General features: G+C 53.4%; 16 protein-coding genes. 8 read left to right on the top strand and 8 right to left on the bottom strand.

Annotation, left to right across the window (positions count from 1 at the left end; all coding sequences use genetic code 11):
* Positions 1-29: 29 nt before the first annotated feature.
* The 3 genes from FY046_RS15765 to FY046_RS15755 are packed head-to-tail and all read left to right on the top strand — an operon-like array spanning position 30 to position 2,109.
* Positions 30-425, top strand: coding sequence for a VOC family protein (locus FY046_RS15765; RefSeq protein ID WP_133842180.1), 396 nt, complete (start codon positions 30-32; stop codon positions 423-425).
* Positions 426-478: 53 nt separating this feature from the next.
* On the top strand, positions 479-1,780 hold the full coding sequence (tilS, locus tag FY046_RS15760; protein ID WP_159336929.1) for a tRNA lysidine(34) synthetase TilS: 1,302 nt from the start codon (positions 479-481) through the stop codon (positions 1,778-1,780).
* 14 nt (positions 1,781-1,794) lie between these two features.
* Positions 1,795-2,109: a c-type cytochrome gene (locus tag FY046_RS15755; RefSeq protein WP_159336930.1), complete on the top strand. Its 315-nt coding sequence runs from the start codon at positions 1,795-1,797 to the stop codon at positions 2,107-2,109.
* A 37-nt stretch (positions 2,110-2,146) separates the two neighbouring features.
* Here the strand turns inward: FY046_RS15755 and rof are convergent, their stop codons facing one another.
* Positions 2,147-2,413: a Rho-binding antiterminator gene (gene rof, locus FY046_RS15750; protein ID WP_133842177.1), complete on the bottom strand. Its 267-nt coding sequence runs from the start codon at positions 2,411-2,413 to the stop codon at positions 2,147-2,149.
* Positions 2,397-2,600 (bottom strand): YaeP family protein, encoded by a 204-nt coding sequence (locus FY046_RS15745; protein WP_133842176.1) that lies wholly within the window; start codon positions 2,598-2,600, stop codon positions 2,397-2,399. Before FY046_RS15745 ends, rof begins: the two co-directional genes overlap by 17 nt.
* 132 nt (positions 2,601-2,732) lie before the next feature.
* On the opposite strand from FY046_RS15745, the gene FY046_RS15740 reads away from it, so the two are divergent.
* The 4 genes from FY046_RS15740 to FY046_RS15725 all read left to right on the top strand — a co-directional run bounded on the left by FY046_RS15740 (position 2,733) and on the right by FY046_RS15725 (position 6,331).
* A complete protein-coding gene (locus FY046_RS15740; protein WP_133842175.1) occupies positions 2,733-3,287 on the top strand; it encodes a YaeQ family protein in 555 nt (184 codons plus the stop codon).
* Entirely contained in the window at positions 3,284-3,700 is a 417-nt protein-coding gene (gene arfB / locus FY046_RS15735) for an alternative ribosome rescue aminoacyl-tRNA hydrolase ArfB (RefSeq protein WP_133842174.1), read from the top strand. Before FY046_RS15740 ends, arfB begins: the two co-directional genes overlap by 4 nt.
* A 26-nt stretch (positions 3,701-3,726) precedes the next feature.
* Positions 3,727-4,137, top strand: coding sequence for a copper resistance protein NlpE N-terminal domain-containing protein (locus FY046_RS15730; RefSeq protein WP_133842173.1), 411 nt, complete (start codon positions 3,727-3,729; stop codon positions 4,135-4,137).
* A 337-nt stretch (positions 4,138-4,474) separates the two neighbouring features.
* A complete protein-coding gene (locus tag FY046_RS15725) occupies positions 4,475-6,331 on the top strand; it encodes a M48 family metallopeptidase (protein WP_167863197.1) in 1,857 nt (618 codons plus the stop codon).
* Between the two features lie 73 nt (positions 6,332-6,404).
* Here the strand turns inward: FY046_RS15725 and proS are convergent, their stop codons facing one another.
* The 6 genes from proS to metN form a co-directional block, all read right to left on the bottom strand.
* On the bottom strand, positions 6,405-8,123 hold the full coding sequence (proS, locus tag FY046_RS15720) for a proline--tRNA ligase (protein WP_133842171.1): 1,719 nt from the start codon (positions 8,121-8,123) through the stop codon (positions 6,405-6,407).
* Between the two features lie 90 nt (positions 8,124-8,213).
* Complete coding sequence (gene tsaA, locus FY046_RS15715) at positions 8,214-8,921, bottom strand: tRNA (N6-threonylcarbamoyladenosine(37)-N6)-methyltransferase TrmO (RefSeq protein WP_133842170.1); 708 nt, start codon at positions 8,919-8,921, stop codon at positions 8,214-8,216.
* Positions 8,918-9,322, bottom strand: coding sequence for an Rcs stress response system protein RcsF (gene rcsF / locus FY046_RS15710; protein ID WP_133842169.1), 405 nt, complete (start codon positions 9,320-9,322; stop codon positions 8,918-8,920). Before rcsF ends, tsaA begins: the two co-directional genes overlap by 4 nt.
* Before the next feature lie 140 nt (positions 9,323-9,462).
* Positions 9,463-10,278, bottom strand: coding sequence for a MetQ/NlpA family lipoprotein (locus tag FY046_RS15705; protein ID WP_133842168.1), 816 nt, complete (start codon positions 10,276-10,278; stop codon positions 9,463-9,465).
* 36 nt (positions 10,279-10,314) lie between these two features.
* The gene (locus tag FY046_RS15700) at positions 10,315-10,968 is read right to left on the bottom strand and encodes a methionine ABC transporter permease MetI (RefSeq protein ID WP_133842167.1); all 654 of its coding nucleotides are present in this window, start codon (positions 10,966-10,968) and stop codon (positions 10,315-10,317) included.
* Positions 10,961-11,992 carry a methionine ABC transporter ATP-binding protein MetN gene (gene metN / locus FY046_RS15695; protein WP_133842166.1) on the bottom strand — a complete coding sequence of 344 codons (1,032 nt, stop codon included), beginning with the start codon at positions 11,990-11,992 and terminating at the stop codon, positions 10,961-10,963. Before metN ends, FY046_RS15700 begins: the two co-directional genes overlap by 8 nt.
* A 188-nt stretch (positions 11,993-12,180) precedes the next feature.
* Between metN and gmhB the strand changes: the two genes are divergently transcribed.
* Complete coding sequence (gene gmhB / locus FY046_RS15690) at positions 12,181-12,741, top strand: D-glycero-beta-D-manno-heptose 1,7-bisphosphate 7-phosphatase (protein ID WP_133842165.1); 561 nt, start codon at positions 12,181-12,183, stop codon at positions 12,739-12,741.
* Positions 12,742-12,817 lie beyond the last annotated feature (76 nt).

The following is a 12,817-nucleotide window of genomic DNA, read 5'->3' as shown; positions in this document are numbered from 1 at the left end:
GTATTTATCAGGAGCATTCAGGAGCCACAATGTCAGGTTTACAGTTAAAAAAAGTCCATCACGTGGCAATCATTGCCGGGAATTATGCGGTGAGTAAGGCATTTTACTGCGATATCCTGGGGTTCGGCCTGATGGGCGAAGTGTATCGCGAGGAGCGCGATTCGTGGAAAGGGGATCTGACGCTAAACGGTGAGTACATTATTGAGCTGTTCTCCTTCCCGCACCCCCCTGCACGACCAACTCAGCCTGAAGCCTGCGGTCTGCGCCATCTGGCATTTAGCGTGGAGGATGTTGATGCGGCGAAACGACAACTGGAAGCACACGGCGTGTCCTGTGAGGTGATCCGTATTGACCCGCTGACCGGTAAGCGCTTTACCTTCTTTAATGATCCGGATGGATTGCCGTTAGAGTTGTATCAGGCTTAAAATACCCCTCTGCTAAACCCGGCTTTTTGTCGGGTTCTTCTTTCAGGAAAGCCATGTCATCCCTTGCCCATCTTGAAGCCACACTGGCGAATGAGCACAGCCTGCTGCTGGCCTACAGTGGTGGGCTCGACTCCAGCGTATTGCTGCATCAACTGGTGTTGCTCAGACAGCAGCGTCCGGCGTTGCAGCTGCGGGCGGTGCATATTCATCATGGCCTCAACCCGTTGGCGGAGAGTTGGGTCGCGCACTGTCAGCAGCAGTGTGCACGCTGGCAGGTGCCACTGGAGGTGGTCTATGTCAGTGTGGATGCACGTCAGGGGGGGGTTGAAGCAGCCGCACGTACCGCACGCTATCTGGCCTTCCGTCAGCGGCTGCGGGCGGGGGAAACGCTGTTAACCGCCCAGCATCAGGACGATCAGAGCGAAACCCTGTTACTGGCGCTGAAGCGGGGCAGTGGGCCGGCTGGATTGGCGGCGATGCCGGAACAACACTGGCTGGGCGAACACCGGCATCTGCGTCCCTTGCTGACACACAGTCGTCAGCAACTGGAGGAGTGGGCCGAACAGCACCAGCTGATGTGGATTGAGGATGACAGCAACAGCGATGCGCGCTATGACCGGAATTTTCTGCGCCTCGAGGTGATGCCAATGCTGAATGCCCGCTGGCCGCACTTCTCACGTGCGGTGGCCCGCAGCGCAGCGCTGTGTGGCGAGCAGGAACAACTTCTGGATGAGTTACTGGCGGAGTCACTGGATTCGCTGATGGATGCATCCGGCACGTTGTCGATTCTCCCGATGCTGGAGATGAGTGAAGCCCGGCGCTTTGCCCTGCTGCGGCGCTGGATTGCGCATCAGCAGGGCAGTATGCCCTCGCGCGATGCGCTGCGGCGTGTATGGCAGGAGGTGGCCTGTAGCCGTGAGGATGCAGAGCCGCGTTTTCGGCTCGGGCAGAACGAGGTACGCCGTTTTCGTGGCCGTCTTTACTGGTTGCCATTACTGACATCGTTAAGCGAGCACGCGCTGCCGTGGCCGGATAGAGCACAACCGCTACAGCTGCCTGACGGGCTAGGGCAGTTGGAACAGCATAATGATGGTCTGGCGCTGCGGCGCCCCCTTTCCGGTGAGGCGGTCAGCGTACGCTTCCAGGCACAGGGATCGTTGCATATCGTCGGACGCGCAGGCAGTCGCCCGCTGAAAAAACTGTGGCAGGAACTGGCGGTGCCGCCGTGGCAGCGGGGTCGAATACCGCTGATTTTTTATGGCGACCGTCTGATTGCCGCCGCTGATTTTTTTGTCACCCGTGACGGTGCCCCAACGGCTGCGGATACGGACTGGTTTGTGTACTGGCGTCGCTAAATATTGAGAGAGTCATGATAATTATCAGAGTGATGGTGTTGCTGCTGCTGAGTGGTAGCCTGCCCGCCCTGGCCGCAGGAGACAGCGGCGCCGGGCAGGAAAAATCAGCGCGTTGTATGGCCTGCCACGGAACAGAAGGAAAAGCATCGGCACCGATCTACCCCAACCTTGCCGGGCAGCATGCGCCTTATCTGGCTCAGGCATTGCAGGCGTATAAAAGTGGGGCACGCAGCGGCGGCCAGGCGGAAGTGATGAAAGCGTTTGTTGCCGGGCTGAGTGATGACGATATTGATGATTTAGCAGCGTATTATGCGGGGCTGAAGCCCTGAGAAGAGAGGCGGATCGACGATCCGCCTGACTGGGAGACTAATCGGATTCACTCACCACCACGGTACCGAGGTCGGGGTGGCTGAAGCTGGCAATATGGTCGAGGCGGAGATCGCGGTTTTCTCCGGCAATGTCAATGCTCAGGTATTCCACGTTCTTTCGCGACACCATATCTTTGGCCTTTGCCTTAAGCTGTTCACCGTCTTTTAACGCCAGTGTCAGCATCCAGTTGTTCTGGCAGGCGAGTTCCAGGTTGTCATAGTCATCACAGTTGATCGGTTTGTAGGCTTCATCTTTCGTCAACATAGTCGCTCACCAATAAGTTCGCGGCAGCAAACGCTGCCTTTTCCCTGATGGAAGACGGTAGCACAGGATCGCCCGCTACTTCATCAAGCGCTTTCAACACGCACGCTAATGCGTCAGGCACGTATCCCAGGTCGCCACTGCCTATTTCGGCATATTTCCGGCGAACTAATTCACAATACTTTTGCACATGCACCCCCTTCCGAGTTTTCTCTGGCGATTATCCGACTATAGCACAGGCATTTACGGGAAATCAGCCTGCGAGCGGGTGATTTGCTTCGTCATCAGGTTACAATAGCGGGTAACTGAGATAAGGATCCTTATGGCACTGAAAGCAACGATTTATAAAGCCACGGTTAACGTCGCAGACATGGACCGCAATGTATTTATCGATAATACCCTGACGCTGGCCCGCCACCCTTCGGAAACCGAAGAGCGTTTGATGCTGCGTCTGCTGGCCTGGCTGGTTCATGCGAATGAGCGTTTGACCTTTACGCGTGGACTGAGCGCAGAAGATGAGCCAGAAATCTGGCAGCTGAACGATCATGGTGGGATTGATGTTTGGGTGGATCTCGGTCTGCCAGATGAGCGCAGAATTAAAAAGGCCTGTAGTCGCTCTCAACATGTCTGGCTGTACACCTATAACTGGCGCGCGGCACAGCCCTGGTGGCAGCAGCATCAAAACAAACTGACCCAGCATGATAATCTGACGATACGTTACCTCAATGACGAGCAACTGAGTGCTCTGACGCAACTGGCATCACGCTCAATGACGTTACAGGCCACTATTCAGGACGGCACTATCTGGCTCTCTGATGAGACTCATCATCTGGAAATTCAGTTTGAGCAGTGGCTGGAGGCAGGAAAAAGGGTATGATTGTATTATCACGTAGCGTCACTATTCCTGATGCCGAAATCGAAATCACCGCGATCAGAGCGCAGGGAAACGGTGGTCAGAACGTGAATAAAAGTTCGACGGCAATCCATTTGCGCTTTGATATTCGGCGCTCCAGCCTGCCGGTGTTTTATCAGGAAAGGATGATGGCTGTCAGCCACCATCTGATCACTCCCGAAGGCATTGTGATTATTAAGGCGCAGGAATATCGCAGCCAGGAGATGAATCGTGAGGCGGCATTAAAGCGGCTGGAGAATTTGATTCTTGAGCTTACCGTGGTGGAGAAAACCCGCCGCGCAACGCGTCCGACGCTGGCATCAAAAAAGCGTCGGCTGGAAGGTAAAGCGCATAAGGCCTCAACCAAATCGCTGCGGGGTAAAGTTCGCGGCGACTGACTTGTTTATTTTTTGCAGGAGCGACTATGAAAGCTGTTGTTCTCACGCTGTTTGCCACACTGGCATTGGGCGCGTTATTTGGCTGTAATAACCGACAAAACGCACAACAACCCTCACCGCTGGAGCCGATGCAGCAGAGTTATAGCGGGTTGCTGCCCTGCGGACCTGCCTGTCAGGACAGTGAATCCTCGTTGTTCCTGGCGGCCGATGGCAGTTATGTGCTGGAGCAGCGTGCGGGCGGAGAGAGTACGCTACGTAGTGCGCAGTATGGTAAATGGGCGCGCACGGCTGATACGCTGACGCTGGTGGCCATGAACGGTGAGAAACAACGTTTTCGCCCCACGGAAAATGGCCTCGACGTGATTTCCTGGCGCTCGGTGGCAATGAACAGTCAGCATCCTTATCATCTCACGGCGAATAACCGTAAGGTGTTATAAAAGTCCCTTAAATCATCCCGTATTTATTAACGTGATGCATTTCCGGGATTAAGTGGAATTAACTCAAATTAATATGGCCATTGTAGAACAGAACGATTCTCTGCAATGGTCATGGCGCACTTCCCCAGGTAAATAATCCTAAAACGTGGCTAACCTCTTGTTGCTTCGGTTCATTTATCGTTTTATATCCTCGTTCTGACCTTTATTATCCAATATAGCTGAAGCACGCCAGAGAAGGATCTCACGCCATTTCCCATTATGTCGGGAGATCACTCTTTCGGTATTGCCTGATATAAGCAGCTTTGTCTTCTTACACACAGTTTGCGAGTTTATAATTTTGAATCAATTAACGGCATTGAAAAAAGGCTATGCAAAAGTCTTCCTGTGGCTTTTAGTCACGCTTTTCCTGATCCCCACTATTACGCTGGTTTTTGCTGAATACGGCACACGCCAGCTCGATCAGGAATACAGCGAAATTTTTATTGATGATGCCCGCGGGCAAGGTCAGGACGTCAATAAACTGACTGCTTTCCTGCAACAGAATCCCCCTTCCAGCGTTTGTGGTGTGGTACCGGACGATCTGCTCGACTATCAGGGGGCGGTTTGTGCAGAGAAGTCAGAGCTGTGGCAGTTCTGGATGATGGATAAAGTTGCCTTCTGGACGTTGGTGGGCGGTGTCGCCATGCTGCTGATGATTGTTCTGTTCAGCGTGCTGGCATTTAAAAATCGTCAGGGACAGTTGCAAAGCCTGACGCTGGCACGTCCCTTCCTGATGCTGGCCAGTGCGCTGGAAGTGCTGGTGCAGGGAGGTATGCTGGTCTGGCTCTCCTTCTGGGGAACGGCATTCTTTACCCAAACCTATTATCCGAAGCTGGTTATGGCGATGGGCCTGCTGGTGCTGGTCGCGATGTTCTATATGATCAGAGGCATCTTCAAAAAGCTGCCACGTGATGAGGATGTTGAAGGTGAAGTGGTCACGCGCGAAGCCGCACCTGAACTCTGGGCACGCATTGATGCACTGGCGTCGCAGGTGGGGACCACGCCGCCGGATCATATTATTGCGGGTATCGATACCAACTTTTATGTTACTGAAGCGCCTCTCAGCGTGAATGAGCAGGCACTGAATGGTCGCAAACTGTACGTCAGTATTCCCTTGCTGCGCCAGCTAACTACGGCACAGGCAGATGGCGTGATGGTGCATGAATTAACGCACCTGCATGAGGGGGATACCGCCTCGGGTGCCCTGCTGGGGCCGAAGCTGCATCGCTTCGATCAGTACATTCATCTGATGAGCAGCGATGTGTCTACGCTGGTGGTGTTCTATCCGCTCTGCCTGTATCGCATGCTGTTTGAACTGGCGTGGCAGCGTAACAGCCGTGAGCGCGAATTTGTGGCTGACCGCAGTGCCGCAAACGTAATTACCCCGGCGGCGATCGTCGAGTCGCTGATTAAAATCTCGGCCTATGCCAGCTATCGTAGTGAAGTTGAGCAAATGCTGTTTGAAAATAAAACCCTGCATGGGAATGAGCTGGGGATCAGTAAAGCGATTGCCATTGGCCTGCCTCAGCACGTTAATTCACCTGACTTTATTAGCGTGATGCGTGAACAGAACGTACCGCATCCGTTCGATTCGCATCCGCCGCTGGCCGATCGCATGCGCAATGTCGGTTATACGATCGACGAAACGTGTTATGCCGCAATCGCGGCGGAACTGCCGACGGAGAGCTGGGTCGACCTGATGCCAGTGGCGTCAGACATTGAACAACACCTTTGGCAGAAATATGAGCAGGATTTCTCATCTGCTCATGAACAGAGCCTTGCATGGCGTTATGAGCCGGAAGGTGAAGAAGAGACGGCGTTGGTACTGAAGCATTTCCCACCGGCGGCCTGGACGCTGAAAGACGGCAACCCGATTGAGATTACGTATCAGGGGATTGTGAAGCCAGGGACCGCTGAACTGTTACCGTGGGATAATATTAAAAATATCAATGTGATTCGCCGTTTCGGCACTGACGTGCTTTATCTACAACATGTTCAGCCTAATGCAGCGGGTAAAAAACGCACTGAGATCCGTTTGCCTGGGGTGAAGAAGGATATTGAGGTATTTAAATACACACTGAGTCACTACTGGCAGCGCCATCAGACAATGCGGGCGTTACAGGAACAAGACCAGGCTCTGGCAGCGCAAAGCTAAAAGCTAAAACGAAAAAGCCACCGCATGCGGTGGCTTTTTTATGTCTGATCGCTTTGGTCAGTAGTCGTGGATCTTAAACCGCCAGCTCACTCACCAGGAAATCAACGATTTCATTGGTTTTGATCATACGTTTCTCACCGGCACGACGCGCTTTATACTCAACTTCTTCGCTATCGAGGTTACGGTCGCCAATCACGATGGTATGCGGTACGCCAATCAGTTCCATATCGGCAAACATCACACCCGGGCGCTCTTTGCGGTCGTCGAGGATCACATCAATCCCTTTAGCACGCAGAGTGGCATATAGCTCTTCCGCCAGCTCTTTCACGCGGAATGACTTCTGCATGTTCATTGGCAGGATGGCCACCTGGAAAGGTGCCAGCGCAGGAGACCAGATAATGCCGCGCTCATCGTGGTTCTGCTCAATGGCCGCCGCAACGATGCGCGTAATACCAATCCCGTAGCAGCCCATGGTCATAATCTGGTTACGGCCGTCTTCACCCTGTACCGATGCTTTCATCGCTTCAGAGTACTTGGTGCCCAGCTGGAAGATATGGCCAACTTCAATACCGCGTTTGATCAACAGCGTACCTTTCCCATCCGGGCTGGCATCACCTTCGACCACATTGCGGATATCCGCAACGCGTGGCAGCGGCAAATCGCGCTCCCAGTTGATGCCTTTCAGGTGCTGTCCGTCAATATTGGCACCTGCGCTGAAATCGCTCATCGCTGCCACAGTACGGTCTGCAATGATCGGCATGTTCAGGCCTACCGGACCGAGGGAGCCAGGGCCCGCGTTAACCAGCGCACGGATTTCTTCTTCTGTTGCGAAGGTCAGCGGGGCAGCAACGATATCAATATGTTCCGCTTTCACTTCATTCAGCTCATGATCGCCACGAACCAGCAGGGCAACCAGCGTATGGCCGCTCTCTTTGGTTGCCTGCACCATCAGTGTCTTGACGGTTTTCTCGATCGGCAACCCAAACTGTTCTACCAGTTCGGCGATGGTTTTTGCATTTGGCGTGTCGAACTGCACCATCGGTTGCGTGGCGGTTGCACGGCCACCGGCAGGGGCGACTGCTTCTGCTTTTTCAATATTGGCGGCGTAGTCAGATTCGGTAGAGAACACCACATCGTCTTCACCGCTCTGCGCCAGCACCTGGAACTCATGGGAGGCGCTGCCGCCGATAGAGCCGGTATCTGCATCAACGGCGCGGAAGTCCAGCCCCATACGGCTGAAACTCTGGCTGTAGGCACGATACATCGCATCGTAGGTTTCCTGCAGCGACTCCTGCGAAGTATGAAACGAGTAGGCATCTTTCATGATGAATTCACGTGAGCGCATTACACCAAAGCGTGGACGCACTTCATCACGGAATTTAGTCTGGATCTGGAACAGGTTCAGCGGTAATTGCTTATAGGAGCTGAGTTCGTTACGGATCAGATCGGTAATCACTTCTTCATGCGTTGGGCCGAGAACAAACGGGCGCTCGCCACGGTCAACGAAGCGCAGTAACTCCGGGCCATATTGCTCCCAACGACCACTCTCCTGCCACAGATCCGCAGGCTGAACGACGGGCATAGAAATCTCAATTGCACCGGCGTTGTTCATCTCTTCGCGCACGATGTTTTCAACTTTTTTCAGCACGCGTAAACCGGTCGGCAACCAGGTGTACAGACCGGAGGCCAGTTTACGGATCATCCCGGCGCGTAGCATCAGCTGGTGGCTGATCACTTCAGCGTCGGCAGGTGTCTCCTTCAGAGTGGAGAGCAGGTATTGAGTAGTACGCATGAATTACGATTCCATATGAACGCATAAAGCCAAAAAACGTGGACGCTAGTGTACCAGCGTGTCAGGTGAGTCAAAAGATGCCGGGAGAAATTAACGCGGGTCGATGGCGATAACTTCCGTACCGGACTGGGTCACGCGCCAGCGTACATTGAATTCCAGCAGCCAGGCGGCATATTCCCGGTCCGGTTCTTCGCCTTTGCGATATGCTGGCCGGGGATCCTGAGCCAGCACCTGAGCGATAAAGCGTTCAAGGTGCGGATAGTGCCGCTGATGCTGTTGTAACTGCTGTTGTGCCGGGAGGCTGAAGCAGACCGGCATATCGGCATCGGGGGCTTGCTGGGCAAACCCGGCGCGCGCTTCGGGGAGCGCCTCGGCAAACGGCAGATAAGGTTTGATATCCACGATGGGCGTGCCGTCAACCAGGTCGAGGCTGCCTAATTCGAGGATCACCTGCTGCTGTTCACAACGAACGCCCTTTAACTCAACCAGCGACATGCCGATAGGATTTGGACGGAAGGTTGAGCGGGTGGCAAACACACCCATGCGCGCATTACCCCCTAACCGCGGTGGCCGTACGGTAGGCCGCCAGCCGCCTTCCATCGTCTGATGAAAAACAAACAACAGCCAGAGATGACTGAATGCTTCAAGCCCACGTACGGCTTCCGGCTGGTTATAAGGCGCTTGCAGATGCAGCTCGCCGCCACCATCCTGTATCAAACCAGGCTGACGGGGAACGGCAAATTTCTCCTTCCACGGTGAATGGATCACGCCAATCTGATCGAAGGAGAAACGACTCATTGATTGCTGACTTTGAGGGCTGAACCCTGGCATACGGCCTGACGCACGCAGCCCTGAGCGCCACTCACGATCTCACATTTATGTACCAGCACCGCATTGGCTTTCATACCGGATGCCCGGATCTGCAGACGTTTACGTGCGGTGGCGAGATTCGGTGGTGAATCCTGTGCGCTGCTCTGGCAATCTTCGCCATAGACTTCGCCCAGGTCAGCAAAAGGTTTGCTAACGAGGTCAGCAGGGTCGGTATACAGTTTTACCGGGGCAGGGCGGGCTGCGGGTTTCGACTGAGATGCGCCAGTTTGCGTAGACTGTGGAAAAGGTTTCACAGGCTCATAGGGCCGTGGTACCAACGAGCACCCTGTCAGCGTTAGCGCTAACAAACAGAGCGGTAAAACACGCATGGGAAAATCCTCACGATCGGTAAAAGTGGCGTTATTGAAGCAAGCCGGGAGGGAAATAACAAGCGGAGAGCGTACAGTCTGGCACGTATGGACGATGAGAATGTGATAGCGGGCGGCAGAAGCCACCCGCATTGGTTAAATTACCAGCCTTTCACTGCGCCGCCGTTGAACACTTTGTTCGCTGCGTCGTTAACTTCATCTGACTGATAAGCCTGTACGAATTTCTTCACGTTTTCCGCGTCTTTATTATCTTCGCGGGCAACGAGCAGGTTTACGTACGGCGAGTTTTTATCTTCAACGAAGATGCCGTCTTTTGCTGGCGTCAGGTTAATCTGGCTGGCGTAAGTGGTGTTGATCACTGCCAGGGCAATTTGCTGATCGTCCAGGGAACGTGGCAACTGCGGTGCTTCCAGTTCAACCAGTTTCAGGTTTTTCGGGTTCTCAACCACATCCAGTGAGGTTGGCAGCAGGCCAACACCCTCTTTCAGTTTGATCAAGCCCACTTTCTGCAGCAGAAGCAGTGAACGACCCAGGTTGGTTGGGTCGTTAGGGATAGCCACCTGTGCACCGTTTTGCAGTTCATCCAGCGTTTTAATCTTTTTCGAGTAACCCGCAATCGGATAAACGAAGGTGCTGCCTACAGAAACCAGCTTGTAACCGCGATCTTTGATCTGCTGGTCCAGGTAAGGTTTATGCTGGAAGGCGTTAAGGTCGATATCGCCTTTGCTCAATGCTTCGTTAGGCAGTACGTAATCGTTGAAGGTCACCAGCTCAACATCCAGGCCGTATTTATCTTTTGCCACTTTCGCGGCGACTTCAGCTACCTGCTGCTCGCTACCCACGATCACACCCACTTTAATGTGGTTTGGATCTTTCTCTTTCTGATCGCAGCCAGCCAGTGCCAGAGTACCGATAAGTGCGCCAACAGCGGCAAGCGTTTTAACGTTAAAAGACATATCCCTTCCTTAAATAGAGAGAAATTACTGTTGTGTTTACTTGTGGCTAACCGCACGAACAATGCGATCGCCACAGAACTGAATCAAATACACCAAAACAACCAGCAGAACCAATACCGTATTCATCACTGTCGCGTTGTAACCGATATAGCCGTACTGATAGCCAATCTGACCCAGACCGCCTGCGCCGACTGCGCCACCCATTGCTGAGTAGCCGACCAGAGTAATCAGAGTAATAGTAGCGGCATTCACCAGACCTGGCAGTGCTTCAGGCAGCAGAACCTTACGGATAATCTGCAATGGTGTGGCACCCATGGCGCGTGATGCTTCAATCAGGCCGGTAGGTAATTCAAGCAGGGCATTCTCAACCATACGGGCAATAAAGGGTGCTGCGCCTACGGTGAGCGGAACAATCGCGGCCTGCAGACCAATTGAGGTACCGACGATAATCCGGGTGAAGGGGATCATCCACACCAACAAAATAATGAAAGGAATCGAGCGGAAGATATTCACCGCGGCTGACAGCACGCGATAAAGCTTCGCGTTCGCCACGATCTGCCCAGGACGGGTAACATAAAGAAGCACACCAACGGGCAGCCCAAGCACAAAACCGAAAAAGCCGGAGACAAAGGTCATCATCAGGGTTTCCCAGATGCCGCGGCCCATTAACCACATCATCGCCTCAGACATAACCTAATACCTCTATCTTCACATGGTGCTCTTGCAGGAACGCGATGGCCGCTTGAGTATCGGCTGACTCACCGTGGATTTCGGCCAGCATAATGCCGAACTTCACGCCACCGGCGTAATCCATCTGCGCGCTGATAATATTGTTGTTCACATTGAAACGGCGTGCTGACTCAGACAGCAGCGGGGCATCCACTGACTGACCGGTGAATTCCAGGCGTAATAAAGGAACGGTTGTTGCGCTGGGTTCTGGGGAGAGACGTTTCAGGTAGTCTTCCGGGATATCCAGATGCAGCGTTGATTGAATAAACTGTTGGGCCAGCGGCGTCTTTGGATGAGAGAACACTTCACTCACCGTATCCTGCTCAATCAACTCACCGTTGCTGATGACCGCAACGCAATCGCAGATACGTTTCACCACGTCCATCTCATGAGTGATCAGCAGGATGGTGATCCCAAGACGACGGTTGATGTCTTTCAGCAATTCAAGAATGGAACGGGTGGTCGCCGGGTCCAGCGCGCTGGTGGCTTCGTCACACAGCAGCACTTTGGGGTTGCTGGCCAGCGCACGGGCAATGGCCACGCGCTGCTTCTGCCCGCCGGAGAGATTGGCAGGCCAGGCATCGTGTTTATCCGCCAGGCCAACCAGGTCAAGTAATTCACTGACACGGGCTTTAATCTCAGCCTTTGACAGGTTGCCCAGCTCCAGCGGCAGTGCAACGTTACCGGCGACGGTACGTGAGTTCAGCAGGTTGAAGTGCTGGAAGATCATGCCAATCTGGCGACGCGCCAGTGTTAACTGGCTTTCTGATAGTGTGGTGAGATCCTGGTTATCAACCAGCACGCTGCCGGAAGTTGGACGCTCCAGCAAATTGACGCAGCGGATTAAGGTGCTTTTACCTGCACCGGAAGCGCCGATCACGCCATAAATTTGTCCGGCGGGCACATGCAGGCTGACATCAGACAGCGCTGTAATCGTGCGTGAACCCTGCTGGAACACTTTGGTGATATTTGAAAGTTTAATCATTGATTTATTTATTATCGTGATGGGAGTTATCCGTGGCATTCATTATAACGGCATCCCGCATTGAAGGGACTGGATGGATGGTAGGGCATCCAGACGTCTAAATCAATCGAAGTCATTCAATCTGCCATTCTCTCTTTTATGGTAGTGATGCGATACACTACGGCAAATTTTGTAGCAGGAGTTACTACGTGGCTGAGAAAGTCCCCGCAATTTTCCTCGATCGGGATGGCACCATTAATGTCGATCACGGTTATGTATTTGAAAGCGACAACTTCGAGTTTATCGATGGCGTGATTGATGCCATGCGTGAACTAAAAGAAATGGGCTTTGCGCTGGTGCTGGTGACAAACCAGTCCGGTATCGCGCGCGGCTTGTTTACCGAAGATCAGTTTATGCATCTGACCGAATGGATGGACTGGTCGCTGGCCGACCGCGATGTCGATCTGGATGGCATCTATTTCTGTCCGCATCATCCGGAAGCAATAGTAGAAGAGTTACGTCAGTCATGTGATTGCCGTAAGCCGCAGCCGGGAATGTTCCTGACCGCGCAGCAGGAGCTGAACATCGATATGGCCGCTTCTTATATGGTTGGCGATAAGATTGAGGACATGCAGGCCGCTTTAGCTGCCGGAGTCGGTAAAAAAGTACTGGTTCGTAGCGGGAAGCCTGTCACTGCTGAAGGCGAGAGTGCAGCGGATTGGGTGCTTAATAGCCTGAAAGAGCTGCCTGGACGTATCAAACAGGGCTAAAAAGCAGCGTTTCGCTGGAACTTTCAGCAGGCAGTGAAAAAGTTGAGATTACTGCTTGCGTTCCCGGAGCGCCTGT

Source organism: Erwinia sp. 1181_3 (assembly GCF_052824965.1).
This window is presented reverse-complemented; position numbering and strand designations above follow the sequence as displayed.

Coding starts and splice junctions, on each gene's coding strand:
- FY046_RS15765 (WP_133842180.1), top strand. CDS start 30: ATGTCAGGTTTACAGTTAAAAAAAGTCCATCACGTGGCAATCATTGCC.
- tilS (WP_159336929.1), top strand. CDS start 479: ATGTCATCCCTTGCCCATCTTGAAGCCACACTGGCGAATGAGCACAGC.
- FY046_RS15755 (WP_159336930.1), top strand. CDS start 1,795: ATGATAATTATCAGAGTGATGGTGTTGCTGCTGCTGAGTGGTAGCCTG.
- rof (WP_133842177.1), bottom strand. CDS start 2,413: ATGTTGACGAAAGATGAAGCCTACAAACCGATCAACTGTGATGACTAT.
- FY046_RS15740 (WP_133842175.1), top strand. CDS start 2,733: ATGGCACTGAAAGCAACGATTTATAAAGCCACGGTTAACGTCGCAGAC.
- arfB (WP_133842174.1), top strand. CDS start 3,284: ATGATTGTATTATCACGTAGCGTCACTATTCCTGATGCCGAAATCGAA.
- FY046_RS15730 (WP_133842173.1), top strand. CDS start 3,727: ATGAAAGCTGTTGTTCTCACGCTGTTTGCCACACTGGCATTGGGCGCG.
- proS (WP_133842171.1), bottom strand. CDS start 8,123: ATGCGTACTACTCAATACCTGCTCTCCACTCTGAAGGAGACACCTGCC.
- tsaA (WP_133842170.1), bottom strand. CDS start 8,921: ATGAGTCGTTTCTCCTTCGATCAGATTGGCGTGATCCATTCACCGTGG.
- rcsF (WP_133842169.1), bottom strand. CDS start 9,322: ATGCGTGTTTTACCGCTCTGTTTGTTAGCGCTAACGCTGACAGGGTGC.
- FY046_RS15705 (WP_133842168.1), bottom strand. CDS start 10,278: ATGTCTTTTAACGTTAAAACGCTTGCCGCTGTTGGCGCACTTATCGGT.
- FY046_RS15700 (WP_133842167.1), bottom strand. CDS start 10,968: ATGTCTGAGGCGATGATGTGGTTAATGGGCCGCGGCATCTGGGAAACC.
- metN (WP_133842166.1), bottom strand. CDS start 11,992: ATGATTAAACTTTCAAATATCACCAAAGTGTTCCAGCAGGGTTCACGC.